Genomic DNA, 16,457 nt, shown 5'->3' on the forward strand with positions numbered 1-16,457 from the left:
CAGTTCAGCCGATCCGGCGCAGGCGGCGGCGCGCCAGCAGCAGCGCCACCACCGTGACCGCCAGCAGCACCAGCAGATGGCCGGCCATGCTGCCCACCGACGGCAGCCCGACCACCGGCAGCGCCAGCTGCGCCAGATGCCAGGTCGGCCACAGTGGGGCCATCGTCGAGAAAAGCTTCGGCAGCGCCGACAGCGGCAGCCACAGGCCCGACAGCAGGGCCAGCGGCAGGTAGACCAGGTTGACCATCGCCGGTGCCGCGCTGGCACTGACATGACTGCCGATCAGCAGGCCGATCGCGCCCAGCGGCAGCGCTGCCAGGCCCGCCACCGCCAGCAGCTGCAGCACCTGCAGGGCGTGCAGCTGCACACCACCCAGCACAGATGCCACGCCGATCAACAACGAGGCCACCAGCAGCGCGAACATCACCGCCATCGCCAGCCGTGCCAGCAACGGTGCCGCCGGCGGCATCGGCAGCGCGCGCTTGAGGGTCAGCAGGCCGCCTTCGCGGTCCAGCGCCAGCTGCACGCCGAAGCCGAACAGCGCCGGGGCCATCGCGCCGAACACGCAGTAGGTGGCCAGCAGGTACAGCGGCGCGTGACCGCGCCCGAGCAGCACGCCGAACAACAGATAGAACAACACCGGGAACAGCAGCGAGGGCACCGCGAAGGCCGGCGTGCGCCAGGCGCGGCGCAGTTCGGCCACCAGTTCAGCGCGGTACGGACGCAGGGCCTGGCGCCAGGCAGATGGCGGCGCGGGTGTGGTGCCGGTACAGGTCATCGTGTTCATGCGGCCTCCCGGGTCATGTCGAGGAAGGCGTCGGCCAGTGCCGCGCCCTGTACTTCCAGCTCACGCAGCAGTGCATCGGCGGCCAGCAGACGCGCCACCACCGGCTCGGCCGGGCTCGCCAGCAGCTGCAGGTGCTCGCCGTCGCGCTGCACCTGCTGCACACCCGGCCACTGCTGTACATCTTCAACAGTCAGCACGCTGCGGCAGCGGATGCGGCGCGGCCGATCGGCCAGGCGCAGCTCGCTCAACGGTGCATCGGCCAGCACCCGGCCCTGCTCCAGCACCACCACCTGCTGCGCCAGCGCTTCGGCCTCCTCCAGATAGTGGGTGGTCAGCAGCACGCCGCAGCCTTCGGCCACCAGCTCCCGGATCGCCTGCCACATCGCCTGCCGCGCCTGGATGTCCAGGCCGGTGGTGGGCTCGTCTAGGAACAGCACGCGCGGGCGGCCACACAGTGCGATGGCGAACTGCACCGCGCGCTGCTGGCCACCGGACAGCTGACCGTAGCGGCGGCGTGCCAGTGCCTGCAGGCCTGCGCGCTGCAGCACCTCCTGCAACGGCATCGGGTCCGGATAGCAGGCGCTGGCCTGCGCCACCAGTTCGTCCACCTGCAGCATCGGTGGCAGGCTGGTGCTCTGCAGCATCACACCCAGGCCGAGGCGGCTGCTGAGCTGCTGCGGGTCACCGCCGAGCAGCTCGACCTGGCCGGCATCGGCGCGGCGCAGGCCCAACAGCACGCTGATCGCGGTACTCTTGCCGGCACCGTTGCGGCCCAGCAATGCCAGCACCTGGCCAGCGCGGACCTGCAGGTCGATGCCATGCAGGGCGGTATGGTCGCGGTAGCGCACCTGCACCTGCTGCAGGCGGGCCAGCGACGGGGCGATCGGATCCATGGGCGGTACCGGTAGCGGGGACGTTGCCATCCTGTGCCGCCGTGGTCACATTTCGCAGTTGCCGCCGTCAGTGTCATCGGATGACAGCTGTCACTGCCGTCATCGCTGTGCCTGCCTTCATGCTGTGCCGCACGCTCCACCGCCGGAACCGCCGCCGTCCGCTCTTCCGGCCACACCCGCCCGAACGCCTGTGATGGAACGAATGAACGCTTCTGCCGAGCTGTTGAAGGAACTCCGTATCGACCGCAAATCGCCGCCGCCCGCCTCCGGTGGTAGCAATGGCGGTGGCCGTCGTTGGCTGTGGATCGCGATCATCGTGGTCGTGCTGCTGATCGCCGCCGCCGTGGCCTTCCTGTTCGGCCGCGCGCCGGCCGTGGAAGTGGAAACCGTGCCCGCGGTGGCCATCCAGCAGGGCAACGCCAGCAGCTCGGTGCTCGACGCCAGTGGCTACGTGGTCGCCCGGCGCATGGCCACGGTCTCGGCCAAGATCACCGGCAAGGTGCGCGAGGTGATGATCGAGGAAGGCATGCGCGTGGAGCAGGGCCAGATCATGGCCACGCTGGACCCGATCGATGCCGATGCCCAGCGCAGCCTGTATGCCTCGCAGCTGCAGGCCGCACGCAGCCAGGTGGCCGGGCTGGAGGCACAACAGAAGCAGGCCGCCGCTGAGGCCAGCCGCCTGCAGGCGCTGATCGGCCAGCAGCTGGTGTCGCGCTCGCAGTACGACCAAGCCGTGGCCCAGCGCGACAGCCTGCGTGCGCAGCTGGAGACCGCCCAGCGCAACGTCAAGGTCGCCAACGACCAGCTGGCCATCGCCGACCTGGGCGTGGACAACAACATCGTGCGCGCGCCGTTCTCCGGGGTGGTCACCGCCAAGGCAGCGCAGCCTGGCGAAATCGTCTCGCCGCTGTCGGCGGGCGGCGGCTTTACCCGTACCGGGATCGGCACCATCGTCGACATGGATTCGCTGGAGATCGAAGTCGAGGTCGGCGAGGCCTTCATCGGCCGCGTGCAGCCGAAGATGCCGGTGGAAGCCACGCTCAACGCCTACCCGGAGTGGAAGATTCCGGGCGAGGTGATCGCCATCATCCCCACCGCCGACCGCGGCAAGGCCACGGTGAAGGTGCGCGTGGCGCTGAAGGTGAAAGACCCGCGCATCGTGCCGGAGATGGGCGTGCGGGTCAGTTTCCTGGAACAGGCGCAGCCGCAGGCGGCCGCCAAGCCGCAGGGTGTGCGCGTGCCGGGCGGCGCCGTGGTCCAGCGCGAGGGCGCCTCGGTGGCCTTCGTGCTGGGTGACGAGAGCCGGGTGCAGCAGCGCACGGTCGAGGCCGGCCAGGCAATGGGCAAGGACCGCCAGATCCTCAAGGGCGTGAGCGCAGGTGAATCGGTGGTGGTGAACCCGCCGGACACCCTGCGCGATGGCGCCAAGGTGCAACAGAAACAAGCGCAGTAACGGCCTGGCGCCCACGGGCGCCGCCGGCAACACCGCTCGACGCACGCCTGCGGCCACCGCAGGTGCGCTTCCCTGTTTCCCGCCTTCCGTGGAGAACCACCCATGTCGACCCTGGTTTCACTGCGCAACATCACCAAGACCTACCAGCGTGGCCCCGAGAAAGTGCAGGTGCTGCACGGCATCGACCTGGACATCGCCAGCGGCGATTTCGTCGCGCTGATGGGCCCATCCGGCTCGGGCAAGACCACTCTGCTCAACCTAATCGGCGGCCTGGACAACCCCAGCGGTGGCGAGATCAGCATCGAAGGCGAGCGCATCGACCAGATGAGCGGCGGCCAGCTGTCGACCTGGCGCAGCCACCACGTCGGCTTCGTGTTCCAGTTCTACAACCTGATGCCGATGCTGACCGCGCAAAAGAACGTGGAACTGCCGCTGCTGCTGACCCACCTCAATGCTGCACAGCGCCGGCGCAATGCGGAGATCGCACTGACCCTGGTCGGTCTGGCCGACCGCCGCAGCCATCGCCCCAATGAGCTGTCCGGCGGCCAGCAGCAGCGCGTGGCGATCGCGCGGGCAATCGTCTCGGACCCGACCTTCCTGATCTGCGACGAACCCACCGGCGACCTCGACCGCCAATCGGCCGAAGAGATCCTCGGCCTGCTGCAGCAGCTCAACCGCGAGCACGGCAAGACCATCATCATGGTCACCCATGACCCGAAGGCCGCCGAGTACGCCACGCACACGGTGCACCTGGACAAGGGCGAGCTGGCCGACGCGCCGCTGGCCCACTGACGGAGGCCACGGCGATGAAATACTTCTCATTGGTGTGGGCACAGCTGTTCCGCAGCCGCACGCGCACCCTGCTGACCCTGCTCTCGGTGGTGGCCGCGTTCCTGCTGTTCGGCATGCTCGACTCGGTGCGCGTGGCGTTCACCTCCGGTGGCAGCGTGGAAGGCGCCAACCGCCTGGTGGTTGCTTCGCGGCTGTCGATCACCCAATCCCTGCCGATCCGCCTGGAAACGCAGATACGCCAGGTCGCCGGCGTGCGTGATGTGGCCTATGGCATGTGGTTCGGTGGCATCTACCAGGACCCGAAGAACTTCTTCCCGAACTTCTCGGTGTCACCCAACTACTTCGATGTCTACCGCGAACTGCAGATCGACCCGGCGCAGCTGGAAGACTGGAAGCAGACCCGCACCGGCGCCATCGTCGGCGAAACCCTGGCCAAGCAGTTCGGCTGGAAGATCGGCGACACCATCCCGCTGCAGGCCACCATCTTCCCGCGGGGCGGCAGCAACGACTGGCCGCTGGAGCTGAAGGGCATCTATCGTTCCAGGGATCCGGCACAGGCTTCCAACGAAGAACGCCAGTTGATGATGAACTGGAAGTACTTCGATGAATCCAACGACTACATCAAGAACCAGGTGAGCTGGTACACCGTGACGCTGGACAACCCGGACCAGTCCTCGCGGGTGGCGCAGGCGATCGATGCGATCTCGGCCAACTCCGACCACGAGACCAAGACCCAGACCGAATCAGCCTTCCAGCAGGCCTTCGTCAAGCAGTTCGCGGACATCGGCATGATCGTCACTTCGATCATGGGTGCGGTGTTCTTCACTCTGCTGCTGTTGACCGGCAACACCATGGCGCAGGCGGTGCGCGAGCGCGTGCCCGAACTGGCCACGTTGAAGACGCTGGGCTTCAAGGACAGCACCGTGCTGACCCTGGTGATGGTGGAGTCGGTGTTGCTGATCGGCCTGGGTGGCCTGATCGGCATGGGCCTGGCCGCGCTGATCCTGCCGGCGATCGGCCCGAAAAGCATGGGCATGCTGCCGCCGCACGTGCCAACGCCGACCTGGCTGATGGGGCTGGGCCTGATCGTGGTGATCGGCATCATCGTCGGCCTGTTGCCGGCGCTGCGTGCCAAGCGCCTGAAGATCGTCGACGCACTGGCCGGCCGCTGAGGAGGACACCCACATGTTCAAGAGCAAACTCAAGAAGTGGCTGGGCAACGGCGTGACGGTGCTGCTGCTGGTGATCGGCCTGGTGCTGTGGATCAGCCTGCCGTGGTTCGGCGTGCTGGCCTTGGCCGCGCTGGTAGCGCTGTGGCTGCTGCTGACCCGTGGCGGACGGCTGGCGCTGGCCGCCACCCGCATCGGCGTGGCCAGCCTGCCGCAGCGCTGGGGCGCGTCCTCGGTGATCGTGGTCGGCATCGCCGGCGTGGTCGGCGTGCTGGTGGCGATGCTGGCGATGGGCGAAGGCTTCCAGGCCACGCTCAACAACACCGGCGATGACACCACCGCCATCGTGTTGCGCGGCGGCTCGCAGGCCGAGACCAACTCGGTGATCACCCGCGAGCAGGTACCGACGCTGTCCACCCTGCCCGGCATCACTCGCGATGCCGAGGGCCGGCCGCTGCTGTCACCGGAGCTGTCGCAGGTGGTCAACCTGGTGTCGAAGTCCGATGGCACCGACGTCAACGCGCAGTTCCGCGGCGTCGGCCCGCAGGCGTGGGCGGTGCATGACAAGGTCAAGATCGTCGAAGGCCGCAGGTTCGCCACTGGCCTGCGCGAGATCGTGGTCGGCCAGGGCGCCAGGGGCCAGTTCCGCGATCTGGATGTGGGCAAGACGCTGACGCTCGGCAACCAGACCTGGACCGTGGTCGGCGTGTTCGCCACCGGTGATGCACATGATTCGGAACTGTGGACCGACGCCGATACGCTGGCCACGACCTACCAGCGCAGCGCCTGGCAGTCGATCAGCGTGCGCACCGATGGCAAGCCCGGCTTCGAGCAGTTCAAGGCCGCCGTCGCCGCCGACCCGCGCCTGAAGCTGGACGTGGAAACCACCCGCGCCTACTACAGCAAGCAGGGCGGCGGGCTGACCAAGCTGATCGACATCCTCGGCAAGGTGATCGGCACGATCATGGCGGTGGGTGCGGTGTTCGGCGCGCTCAACACCATGTATGCCGCAGTGGCCACGCGTGCGCGCGAGATCGCCACCATGCGCGCGATCGGCTTCCGTGGCCTGCCGGTGGTGACGGCGGTGATGTTGGAAACCATGCTGCTGGCGCTGCTCGGTGGCCTGCTGGGGTGTGCGGTGGCGTGGCTGCTGTTCAATGGCTACAGCGTGTCCACCATCGGCAGCAACTTCAGCGCGGTGGTGTTCAAGTTCCATGTGTCGCCGGAACTGCTGTGGACCGGACTGAAATGGGCGCTGGGTATCGGCCTGGTCGGCGGCCTGTTCCCGGCGCTGCGCGCGGCACGTTTGCCGATCACCACGGCGCTGCGCGAAACCTGAGCATCACGCAGCGGCGGACTGCGCATCACGCAGGGGGACGGAGCGAAGGCTCCGTCCCTTTTCTTTTGCGCGCCATCCACGCATGGCGTGGATCTACTGATGCGGCGCATCCACGCTTGGTGATGAGCCAGGACGTCCGGTAGATCCACGCCATGCGTGGATGGATGCCGGCCCACGCGCACGGCTACAGATTGCGGGAAATACGCCGCTATCGATGCCTCTGCCCATCGCAAACGCAACGCGCGTGACGTTGCGCACATCGCATCTGTGGATTGTTGGTTGCGATTCATTTTCGCGCCCATCCGCGGCGCAGAGACAAACAGTTACGAATGGAAACATTCTAGAATCGCGCCCCCCACGTTGGTTTGCAGCACCCCACGCGTCCATAGAACGGGCGCTTGTTTTTCCTGAAACACGAGATTTCACGGATGTCCCTGAAAACCAATCCGCTGCGCAACGCGATCGTCATCGCGCTGGCCGCCAGCTGCACCACCCCCGCCTTCGCACAGAGCGCCGGCGATACCCCGACCAACCTCGACCGCATCGAAATCACCGGCTCGCGCATCCGCCAGGCCAGTGTCGAGACCGCACAGCCGGTCGTCGCGCTCAGCCGCGCCGAGATCGAGAAGAAGGGTTACATCAACGTCGCCGACATCCTGCAGGACGTCACCGCCGCCGGCGCTCCGAGCCTGAGCCGCTCGTCGTCGCTGAGTTCTTCGCGCGACTTCGGCGGCACGTACGTCAGCCTGCGCAACCTCGGCCCGGAACGCAGCCTGGTGCTGATCGACGGCCGCCGCATGGGCGTCAGCGCCGGCGGCTACTCCGACCTGGCTTCGATTCCCTCGGCGATTGTCGAGCGCGTTGAAGTGCTGACCGACGGCGCCTCCGCGCTGTATGGCTCGGACGCCATCGCCGGTGTGGTCAACATCATCACCCGCAAGAACTTCGACGGTGGCGAAGCCAGCGTCTACGTCGGCCAGTACGGTGAAGGCGACGGCCAGAAGCGCTCCTACAGCGCCACCTTCGGCAAGACCTTCGACCGCGGCTGGTTCAGCGTCGGTGCCGAGCGCACCAAGGAAGACGAGATCCTCGGCAGCGAGCGCGAGTTCAGCCGTTACCCGGGTGGCCCGCGCCACGCCGATGACGTCGACGCACTGAGCCCGACCACCCAGTGGGGCACCGTCACCGTCGGCGGCAAGCCGCTGACCGTGGGCCCGGGCGGTGATCCGAGCCTGGCTGGCAACTTCCACACGCCGGACCCGGCTGATGGTGCCAACGCCAAGACCAACATGAGCCTGCTGAGTGGTCTGGAGCGCACCTCGGTGTTCGCCAACGGTGGTTTCTCGATCACCGACAACCTGCGCATCGTGGCCGACGCGCTGTACAGCAAGCGCGAGTCGACCAAGCACCTGGCCGGCTACCCGTACTCGGTATCGGCCGCACAAGCCCGCAATGGCACCCGTGCCGCCCTGTCCAAGGACAGCGCGTTCAACCACTGGGGCCAGGACGTGCTGTTCTCGCACCGCACTGAAGAACTGCCGCGCGGCACCGAGAACAACCTGGACACCAAGCGCGCCAGCGTCGGCCTGGAAGGCAGCTTCGAAACCGGTTCGCGTTACTGGGACTGGAACGTCAGCTACATGTACAACCGCAATGAAGGCGAGCGCATCGGTACCGGCAGCATGTACCAGCCGCACGTCGACCTGGCAGTCGGCCCATCCTTCATGGATGGCACCGTGGCACGCTGCGGCACCCCGGGTGCGGTGATCGCCGGCTGCGTGCCGTGGAACCCGGCCGCACCGATGGGCTATGCGGGCCCGGGCTCGCTGAGCAACCAGGACGTGCAGGACTACCTGTTCACCCGCTTCGTCGACAAGATGAAGAGCACCACCAAGGTCGCCAGCGCCAACATCTCCGGTTCGGTGTTCACCCTGCCAGCCGGCGACGTGATGGCCGCGATGGGCTTCGAGCACCGCAGCGAAGAGGCCAGCTACACCCCGGACCTGATGGTGCAGAAGGGCCAGATCGCCGGCACCACCGGCCAGCCGACCCGTGGCGACTACTCGCTCAACGAGGTCTACCTGGAACTGCAGGTACCGCTGCTGGCCGACATGCCGTTCGCGCGTGAACTGTCGCTGGACCTGGCCGGCCGCTACACCGACTACAACACCTTCGGTTCGACCACCAACAGCAAGTTCGGCCTGAAGTGGAAGCCGATCGACAGCCTGCTGGTGCGCGCGACCTACGGTACCGGCTTCCGTGCACCCACCGTGGACGATCTCTACGGCGGCGCAGTGTCCAGCCGCGATTCGTTCACCGATCCGTGCGATACCAAGTTCGGCATCGCCGCCAGCAGCCCGACCGTGGCCGCACGCTGCAAGGCGCTGAATGTGCCCGCCAACTTCCGTCAGCAGACCGGTGCGGACGGCAACCTTGCCAACCGCCCGGGCCAGCAGGCCACCTCCGATTTCAACTCGGGTTCCAACCCGGAACTGAAGCCGGAAACCGCCAAGACCTGGACCGTCGGCCTGGTCTACAGCCCGGAATTCGTGCAGGGCCTGGACGTCAGCCTGGACTGGTGGAAGATCCGCATCAACAACGCCATCGTGGGCGAGTCGGCCACCGACATCCTCAACCAGTGCTACGTGCAGGGTGTGGATTCGGCCTGCGGCCGCTTCACCCGTTCCACTGCTGCGGCCACCCGTGGCCAGGTGACCGCGCTGGATCGCTCGCTGGTCAATGCCGGCTACCGCGAAACCGCCGGCTATGACATCGGTGTGCGTTACCGCCTGCCGGAAACCGCGTACGGCAAGTTCGCCATCAACTGGAACACCACCTACACCGACTACCTGGAGCAGCGCAACGACAGCGCCGCCACCACGCCGGTGGAGCAGAAGACCGGCTGGCAGGGCAACTTCCGCGTGCGTTCGACCTTCAACCTGGATTGGCAGTACGGCGACCTGGGCATTGGCTGGACCGCCCGCTACTACTCGGGCATGAAGGAAGCCTGCTCGTATGACCTGGGCGGTGGCCCGGACTGCAACATGGCCGGCTTCGTCTCGCCGTACACCGATGCGCAGCCGAGCCGCAAGGTGGGCTCCAACACCTTCCACGACCTGCAGGTGCGCTACAGCCTGCCGTGGGATGGCACCGTGTCGCTGGGCGTGAACAACGTGTTCAACCACCAGGGTCCGATCATGTACAGCCAGCCGAACAGCAGCTTCACCTACTACGGTGGCTTCGACATCGGCCGCTTCATGTACATGAAGTACCAGCAGCGCTTCTAAGCCTGCAACCGCGTTCCCGCCACAGCCAACTCTCTCCTGGCTGTGGATGGAAGCAGAGCGGCGCCCCTCGGGGCGCCGTTCTTTTTTACGGGAAGCGGGGTCGGATCCCTTCGCCCCGTGAAGGGCTCTGACCCCGTTTCATGCGACCCCGTCCCGGTCAGCGCCTTGCGGCGCGCATCGTGCGGATGTTGTCGCCGACGAACAGCACCAGGCCGGCCCAGATCGCGGCGAAACCGATCGCCTTGGCGGTATCGAACGCTTCGTGGAAGAAGAACACCCCCAGCAGCAGCTGCAGGCTCGGCGCGATGTACTGCAGGATGCCGACCAGCGACAGCGGAATGCGCTTCACGCCGTAGGCGAAACCGATCAGCGGCACTGCGGTCACTGCGCCACCGAAGATCAGCAGCAGGTCATTGCGCCAGCCCCAGCCGTGGAAGAACGCGCCGCCATGGCCGTTCTCGGCCCATATCGCAAACGCCAGCGCCGGCAGGAACAGGTACATGCTCTCCACGCCAAGGCCGGCCACCGGATCGACCGAGACCAGCTTGCGCAGCAGGCCATACAGGCCGAACGAACAGGCCAGGCCCAGCGCGATCCACGGTGGCGTGCCCGCGTCGATGGTCAGCCAGGCCACGCCCACCGCTGCCATCGCCACCGCCACCCACTGCAGGCGGCGCAGGCGCTCCTTCAGTACCAGCACGCCCAGCAGCACGTTCACCAGCGGGTTGATGAAGTAGCCCAGGCTGGTTTCGATGACGTGGCCGGCATTGACCGCCCAGATGTACAGGCCCCAGTTGAAGGCGATGGTCAGGCTCGACACCAGCAGGATCGGCAGCGCGCGCGGCTGCGCAGCGATCTTCTGCCACCAGCCCAGGCGCGAACTGAGCAGCAGCCAGCCCAGCACCAGCACGGTGCTCCAGATGATGCGGTGGGCGATGATCTGGAACGAGGGCACCTCGTTGAGCAGGTGCCAGTACACCGGCACCAATCCCCAGATCACGAAGGTGGAGGCAGTGACCAGCAGGCCCCGGCGTTGTTCTTTCTCGTCCATGCTCATTTCTTTCGTGTCCTTGCCATTGTCAGTACCACCACACCCAGAAGAATCACCGCCATGGCGAGGAAGTCCCGCCATCCAAAGCGTTCACCATTCAATGCAGCACCCAGCAGCACGGCAATCACCGGATTGACGTACGCATAGCTGCCCGCCAGCGCCGGGCGCACGTTCTGCAGCAGCCACACATAGGCGGTGAACGCCACGATCGAACCGAACACGCACAGGTAGGCCATCGCCAGCAGGCCGCCGGTGTCGGGCAGCGTGGTCGGGCGTTCGCCCACGGCCAGGCCGATCAGTACCAGCAGCACGCCGCCGCAGATCATCTGCCCGGCCGCGGTCATGAAGGGGCCCGGCAGGTCCAGGCCACGTGACCACACCGAACCGAACGCCCAGCCGATCGGCGCGATCAGCAGCAGCACCAGCCCGGTCGGTGAGGCGGTCAGGCTGCTGCCGGCATTGAGCCAGACCACGCCGACAAAGCCGACCGCGATGCCCAGCCATTCACCCTTGCTGGCGTGCTGGCCGCGCAGCGCCGAGAACAGCGCCATCCACAGCGGCACCGAGGCCACCGCCGTAGCGGCCAGGCCCGAAGACACCTCGCGCTCGGCCAGCACCACCATGCCGTTGCCCAGCACCAGCATGGTCACGCCCATCACCACCAGGTTGCGCCACTGCCGCAGGGTCGGGTTCGGCATCTTCCAGAACAGGCGCAAGGCCAGGAACATCAGGCCACCGGCAATGATGAACCGGCTGCCGGAGACCATCGTCAGCGGCAGCGCGCCGCCGTGCAGGGCCTTGGCGATGCCCAGGTAGGTCGAGCCCCAGACCACGTAGACCAGCAGCAAGGCCAGCGCGACAAGGCCACCCCGGGGGGCAGCCGCAGACGAAGAAGGGGGAGCCGACATGACACACCAGGGAGCCGGGGGAAGGCGGATTCTAGGACGTTTTGAGTATGGTCCGGGACCCCGGACGGTGGCACGCTGTCATCCATCCATGCACCCTGCTCTGGTCTGCTACCCCGTGTTGACGGCCGATGCAGTACCAAGAGGGCTGCCCGGCCGCGCCGCCCCAAGGCCGGGCGCCGTTTTCCCTGCGCACGGACGCGCCGCATCGAGGATTCCCACCCAGATGAGCACCACGTCCCAACCTGCCGTACCCGCAAACGACCGCGCCGCCCTGCGGCGGTCGATCTCCAACACCCTCAAGGGCTCCGCCGGCAACCTGGTGGAGTGGTATGACGTCTACGTGTACTCGGTGTTCGCCGTGTACTTCGAATCGCAGTTCTTCTCGCCGGACGACAAGAACTCCACCATGTACGTGTGGGCGATCTTCGCCGCGACCTTCCTGATGCGCCCGATCGGTGCCTGGTTCTTCGGCCGCTTCGCCGACCGCCACGGCCGCCGCCTGGCACTGACGGTCTCGGTCACGCTGATGGCGCTGTGCTCGTTCCTGATCGCCATCACCCCTACCGCCGCCAGCATCGGCATCTGGGCCGCCGTGATCCTGCTGTTCGCGCGCCTGCTGCAGGGCTTCGCCACCGGTGGCGAGTACGGTGCCAGCGCCACCTACATGTCCGAGGCCGCCATTCCCGGCCGTCGCGGCTTCCTGTCCTCCTTCCACTACGTCACCCTGGTCGGCGGCCATGTGCTGGCCCAGCTGACCCTGCTGCTGATGCTGACCTTCTGGGGCAAGCCGGAGATCTCCGAGTGGGGCTGGCGCATCGCCTTCGGCATCGGTGGCATCGCCGCGGTGGTGGTGTTCTGGCTGCGCCAGGGCATGGACGAGTCGCTGTCGGAGTCGTCCATTGAAGCCGCGCGCGAAGGCAAGGCGCAGAAGTCTGGCTCCATGTACGAGTTGTTCGTGCACCAGTGGCGGCCGCTGCTGCTGTGCTTCCTGATCACCGCCGGTGGCACCGTGGCCTTCTACACCTACTCGGTGAACGGCCCGAAGATGATCCAGAGCGCCTTCGCCGGCAACGACCCGATGACCGGCACCCTGATCAACCTGGGCGTGCTGGCGTTCCTGATGGTGCTGCAACCGGTCGGTGGCTGGCTGTCGGACATCATCGGCCGCAAGACCCTGCTGGTGTTCTTCGGCGTCGGCGGCGTGCTGTACAGCTGGTACCTGATCACCCAGCTGCCGCACCAGCATGACGCCACCCTGGCCTTCCTGACCCTGGCCATGGCGTTCGTCATCCTCACCGGCTACACCTCGATCAACGCGGTGGTGAAGGCCGAGCTGTTCCCCACCCACGTGCGTGCACTGGGCGTGGGCCTGGGTTACGCGCTGGCCAACTCGCTGTTCGGCGGCACCGCCCCACTGCTGTACCAGGGCGCGCTGAAGACCGGCCACGTCGACTGGTTCGCCATCTACGTGACCGCCACGATCGCGGTATCGTTGGTGGTCTATGTGTTCTTCCTCACCAACAAGGGCCCGAACTGGCTCGACGGCACCCGCAAGTAAGCGCGTTGCCCTGATCGCGGCCACCGGTGCACTGCCGGTGGCCGCTGCGTCTCCCGCCACGCCCCTGATGTGGATCGCGGCGACGCTGGCCGCAGCCACGGCACTGGCCTGGCTGCTGCGCCGCCCCACTGCACAGGCCGCGTGGCCACGCATCGGATTCGGGATCGCCCTGCTGGTGTTCTGCGGCGCGCTGGCGCTGCAGCTGGCGGTGGACCTGGGCAGCGGCCACAGCTCGCTGCAACTGCGCCTGCATCGCGGCATCAATGCAGGATCACCGGTTGGCCTGCGTACGATGGTGGCGTGCTATCTGGCGGCGCTCGCCGCCGGCGGCTGGGGCGCATGGAAGCTGCTGCGCCGGCGCTGACGAACACCCGATCGTGCCGGCCGCTGGCCGGCAACTCAACATTCTTTCGGTAGTGCCGGCCGCTGGCCGGCAACCTCATGAACCTCCGGAAAGAGCAGGGAGTTGCCGGCCAGCGGCCAGCACTACCTCAGCGACGGGCCGCTTCGCTCTTGTCGCGCGCGCCGCGGAACTCCGATTCCTTTTCCCACGTCGGCCAGCGGCGGCTGTTGGCCAGCTCGGCGCCCAGGTCGTAGACCAGCAGGGTGTCAGCGGCGTGGCCACTCGGGTCCCAGCTCGGGGTCCAGGCATCGCAGGCCTGGTGGTAGCAGTCGGCGAAGTACTTCTCGCGCAGCGCGCGGCCGGCTTCAACACCGCCGTCCAGCTTGTCCAGGCCCGGGCCGATGGTGATCGCCGGCACGCCCAGACGGGCGAAGGCGAAGTGGTCGGCACGGTAGAAGAAGCCGGCTTCAAGGTTCGGGTCCGGGCTGTAGCTGCGGCCTCGGGCCTTGGCCACACGTTCCAGATCACCTTCCAGCGACACCCGGCCCTTGCCCCACGAAGCGATGTCACGGGTCGCGCCATCCGGGCTGAACATCTCGATGTTCAGCACTGCAGCGGTCTTGTCCAACGGCGCCAGCGGGTGCGCGGCGTAGTAGCTGGCGCCCAGCAGGCCCTTCTCTTCGGCGGTCAGTGCCACGAAGTACAGCGTGCGCTGCGGCTGCGGGCCGGCGGCGAACACGCGGCCCAGTTCCAGCACCGTGGCCACGCCGGTGGCGTTGTCGATCGCACCGCGGCGGATGCGGTCGCCCTTGGCGTCGGGCTGGCCGATGCCGAACGCATCCCAGTGCGCGGAGAAGATCACCGCCTCGTCGCCATGCTCGCCACCGGGCAGCTTGGCCACCACGTTGCGGGTCACCACCTGCTCGCGCTTCAGCGCGAAATCCACGCTCAGCTTGGCGTTGTCCAGTGCCACCGGGCGGAAGTCGGCACGCATCGCCTTGCGCTTCTCGGCATCGAAGTCGAGGCCGGCGTCGGCGAAGATCGCCTCGGCCAGCTCGCGCTGCATCCAGCCGCGCAGCGGCGTGTGCTGCGCCATCGCCTCGGTCTGGCCGCGCTCGATGTCGAACAGCGGCGAGGTGCCCGAGCTCTTCACCGTGGCCCAGCCATAGGCGGCCGGTGCGGTCTCGTGCACGATCAGCACGCCCTCGGCGCCACGGCGTGCGGCTTCCTCGAACTTGTAGGTCCAGCGGCCGTAGTAGGTCACCGCCTTGCCGTCGAACGCGCCCGGCGCATCGGCTTCGAAATCGGCGTCATTGATCAGCACGACGGCGATCTTGCCGTGCAGGTCCACATCCTTGTAGTCGTTCCACTGGCGTTCCGGTGCGTCGATGCCGTAGCCGACGAACACCAGCGGGGCGTTCCTGATCTGCACGCGCTTGCGCGGCTGCAGGCTCTGCAGGGTCACGTCCACGCCGTTGGCCAGCGCGCGGCTGCCCTGCTTCAGCGACAGGCTGGCCTTGGCCGGGCCCTCCAGCTGCGCGCGCACCAGTGGCACCGGCTGCACCCAGCTGCCATCCACACCACCCGGCTGCAGGCCATAGCTGCGGAACTGCTCGATCAGGTACTGCACCGTGCGCTCTTCGCCCTCGGTGGCCGGCGCGCGGCCCTCGAATTCATCCGACGCCAGCACACGCACGTGGCGCGACAGTGCCTGCGGATCGATGCCGCCACCCGGCAGGTCGTTGGCCGCATGGGCCAGGCCACCGACGAACAGGCAGGACGACAGCAGCAACACGCGCATCGGATTCACGGCAGTACCACGGCTAGCTTGGAAGTCACCAGAGTGTAACGTGGTCGTGACATCACGGCGCAGCCTGGGCCCACGTCATCCACGCATGGCGTGGATCTACCTGCTGATGCGGTCCAGCCAGCACGCCAGGCCCTGCGCGTTGAGTTCGATGTCCATCGCCAGAACAGCAGTCACCGCCGCATCGTCCAGCGCACAGCCATGCAGCTGTGCACGTTCCAGGTACAGCGCCTGCAGTGCGGCCAGCAGGCAACGGTGGCGGTCCGGGCGACCATCGCACTGGCGGCCGATGGCCGCCATTGCATCGATCTGCTCGAACAGGTCGTCGGCCAGTTTCTCCACCTGTTCCACACGACCGTAGTGGGTCAGGTACATCGCCTGCGGGCCGTAGCCCAGCATGCGCTGGATCGAGACCTTCATCGCCTCCGGATCGAACTGCACCGGCGACGAGGTCGGGAAGATGAAAGCGCCCTGCGTGCTGTCCAGCTCGCGGTAGGAGATGCCGAACGTATCGCCGGTGAACCAGCTGCGGCTGCGCGCATCCCACACGCAGTAGTGGTGCAGCGCATGGCCCGGCGTGTGCAGCAGCAACAGCTCGCGGCCGGCCAGGTCGATGCGGTGGCCGTCTTCGGCCACCACCACACGCTGCTCCGGAATCGCTTCAATGCGACCATAGCTACGGGCGATTTCCTCGGCACCATAAACGGCGGTAGCACCGGCAATCAGCCGGGTCGGGTCGATCATGTGCGGCGCACCGCGCGGGTGCAGTACCGCCTTTGCGTTCGGCAGCTGCTGCATCAGCAGGCCGGCGCCGCCGGCGTGGTCCAGGTGCACATGCGTGAGCAGCAACCAGTCCACTGCTTCCACGCCCAGGCCGGCGTCCGCCAGCGCCTGCAGCATCGCCGGCACTGACAGGCCTGTGCCGCAGTCGACGAACGCGGCGCGGCCGTTTTCAACGATCAGATAGGCCGCGTCGAAGTCGGGACGCTGGAAGCCGGTATCGATGGTGTGGATGCTGGGGTCGGCGGTCATCGGCACGCATCTGGCAGGATCGGGAACAGACGCCCATG

13 protein-coding genes are annotated in these 16,457 nt (G+C 67.1%); 7 read left to right on the top strand and 6 right to left on the bottom strand.

Annotated elements, in window-relative coordinates; genetic code table 11:
* Positions 1-4 precede the first annotated feature (4 nt).
* Positions 5-787, bottom strand: coding sequence for an ABC transporter permease (locus tag AC13GF_RS10455; RefSeq protein ID WP_483004557.1), 783 nt, complete (start codon positions 785-787; stop codon positions 5-7).
* Positions 784-1,680 (bottom strand): ABC transporter ATP-binding protein, encoded by an 897-nt coding sequence (locus AC13GF_RS10460; RefSeq protein ID WP_483004558.1) that lies wholly within the window; start codon positions 1,678-1,680, stop codon positions 784-786. Before AC13GF_RS10460 ends, AC13GF_RS10455 begins: the two co-directional genes overlap by 4 nt.
* A gap of 202 nt (positions 1,681-1,882) precedes the next feature.
* Here AC13GF_RS10460 and AC13GF_RS10465 point away from each other — a divergent pair, with 202 nt between their 5' ends.
* The 5 genes from AC13GF_RS10465 (at position 1,883) to AC13GF_RS10485 (ending at position 9,720) form a co-directional block, all read left to right on the top strand.
* Complete coding sequence (locus AC13GF_RS10465; RefSeq protein ID WP_483004559.1) at positions 1,883-3,133, top strand: efflux RND transporter periplasmic adaptor subunit; 1,251 nt, start codon at positions 1,883-1,885, stop codon at positions 3,131-3,133.
* A 102-nt stretch (positions 3,134-3,235) separates the two neighbouring features.
* Positions 3,236-3,925 carry an ABC transporter ATP-binding protein gene (locus AC13GF_RS10470; RefSeq protein ID WP_004137569.1) on the top strand — a complete coding sequence of 230 codons (690 nt, stop codon included), beginning with the start codon at positions 3,236-3,238 and terminating at the stop codon, positions 3,923-3,925.
* A gap of 14 nt (positions 3,926-3,939) precedes the next feature.
* The gene (locus AC13GF_RS10475; protein WP_126928225.1) at positions 3,940-5,097 is read left to right on the top strand and encodes an ABC transporter permease; all 1,158 of its coding nucleotides are present in this window, start codon (positions 3,940-3,942) and stop codon (positions 5,095-5,097) included.
* A gap of 13 nt (positions 5,098-5,110) precedes the next feature.
* Positions 5,111-6,433 carry an ABC transporter permease gene (locus AC13GF_RS10480; protein ID WP_483004560.1) on the top strand — a complete coding sequence of 441 codons (1,323 nt, stop codon included), beginning with the start codon at positions 5,111-5,113 and terminating at the stop codon, positions 6,431-6,433.
* Between the two features lie 428 nt (positions 6,434-6,861).
* Entirely contained in the window at positions 6,862-9,720 is a 2,859-nt protein-coding gene (locus AC13GF_RS10485) for a TonB-dependent receptor plug domain-containing protein (RefSeq protein WP_483004561.1), read from the top strand.
* Between the two features lie 157 nt (positions 9,721-9,877).
* On the opposite strand, the gene rarD is transcribed toward AC13GF_RS10485, so the two are convergent.
* Positions 9,878-10,777 (bottom strand): EamA family transporter RarD, encoded by a 900-nt coding sequence (gene rarD, locus AC13GF_RS10490; RefSeq protein WP_110710780.1) that lies wholly within the window; start codon positions 10,775-10,777, stop codon positions 9,878-9,880.
* Positions 10,774-11,679, bottom strand: coding sequence for a drug/metabolite exporter YedA (gene yedA, locus AC13GF_RS10495; RefSeq protein WP_054170750.1), 906 nt, complete (start codon positions 11,677-11,679; stop codon positions 10,774-10,776). Before yedA ends, rarD begins: the two co-directional genes overlap by 4 nt.
* A 223-nt stretch (positions 11,680-11,902) precedes the next feature.
* Here yedA and AC13GF_RS10500 point away from each other — a divergent pair, with 223 nt between their 5' ends.
* Complete coding sequence (locus tag AC13GF_RS10500; RefSeq protein WP_483004562.1) at positions 11,903-13,237, top strand: MFS transporter; 1,335 nt, start codon at positions 11,903-11,905, stop codon at positions 13,235-13,237.
* Positions 13,238-13,304: 67 nt separating this feature from the next.
* On the top strand, positions 13,305-13,601 hold the full coding sequence (locus tag AC13GF_RS10505) for a hypothetical protein (protein WP_483004739.1): 297 nt from the start codon (positions 13,305-13,307) through the stop codon (positions 13,599-13,601).
* Between the two features lie 127 nt (positions 13,602-13,728).
* Here AC13GF_RS10505 and AC13GF_RS10510 read toward each other — a convergent pair whose 3' ends face one another.
* Positions 13,729-15,381: a M28 family metallopeptidase gene (locus AC13GF_RS10510; RefSeq protein WP_483004740.1), complete on the bottom strand. Its 1,653-nt coding sequence runs from the start codon at positions 15,379-15,381 to the stop codon at positions 13,729-13,731.
* A 105-nt stretch (positions 15,382-15,486) separates the two neighbouring features.
* The gene (locus tag AC13GF_RS10515) at positions 15,487-16,419 is read right to left on the bottom strand and encodes an MBL fold metallo-hydrolase (RefSeq protein ID WP_483004563.1); all 933 of its coding nucleotides are present in this window, start codon (positions 16,417-16,419) and stop codon (positions 15,487-15,489) included.
* Positions 16,420-16,457: the final 38 nt, after the last annotated feature.

Source organism: Stenotrophomonas sp. 22LJNL06-5-1, assembly GCF_056861455.1.

Excerpts from the sequence above, each read along its gene's own strand:
- AC13GF_RS10455 (WP_483004557.1), bottom strand. The coding sequence starts at position 787 with ATGAACACGATGACCTGTACCGGCACCACACCCGCGCCGCCATCTGCC.
- AC13GF_RS10460 (WP_483004558.1), bottom strand. The coding sequence starts at position 1,680 with ATGGATCCGATCGCCCCGTCGCTGGCCCGCCTGCAGCAGGTGCAGGTG.
- AC13GF_RS10465 (WP_483004559.1), top strand. The coding sequence starts at position 1,883 with ATGAACGCTTCTGCCGAGCTGTTGAAGGAACTCCGTATCGACCGCAAA.
- AC13GF_RS10470 (WP_004137569.1), top strand. The coding sequence starts at position 3,236 with ATGTCGACCCTGGTTTCACTGCGCAACATCACCAAGACCTACCAGCGT.
- AC13GF_RS10475 (WP_126928225.1), top strand. The coding sequence starts at position 3,940 with ATGAAATACTTCTCATTGGTGTGGGCACAGCTGTTCCGCAGCCGCACG.
- AC13GF_RS10480 (WP_483004560.1), top strand. The coding sequence starts at position 5,111 with ATGTTCAAGAGCAAACTCAAGAAGTGGCTGGGCAACGGCGTGACGGTG.
- AC13GF_RS10485 (WP_483004561.1), top strand. The coding sequence starts at position 6,862 with ATGTCCCTGAAAACCAATCCGCTGCGCAACGCGATCGTCATCGCGCTG.
- rarD (WP_110710780.1), bottom strand. The coding sequence starts at position 10,777 with ATGAGCATGGACGAGAAAGAACAACGCCGGGGCCTGCTGGTCACTGCC.
- yedA (WP_054170750.1), bottom strand. The coding sequence starts at position 11,679 with ATGTCGGCTCCCCCTTCTTCGTCTGCGGCTGCCCCCCGGGGTGGCCTT.
- AC13GF_RS10500 (WP_483004562.1), top strand. The coding sequence starts at position 11,903 with ATGAGCACCACGTCCCAACCTGCCGTACCCGCAAACGACCGCGCCGCC.
- AC13GF_RS10505 (WP_483004739.1), top strand. The coding sequence starts at position 13,305 with ATGTGGATCGCGGCGACGCTGGCCGCAGCCACGGCACTGGCCTGGCTG.
- AC13GF_RS10510 (WP_483004740.1), bottom strand. The coding sequence starts at position 15,381 with ATGCGCGTGTTGCTGCTGTCGTCCTGCCTGTTCGTCGGTGGCCTGGCC.
- AC13GF_RS10515 (WP_483004563.1), bottom strand. The coding sequence starts at position 16,419 with ATGACCGCCGACCCCAGCATCCACACCATCGATACCGGCTTCCAGCGT.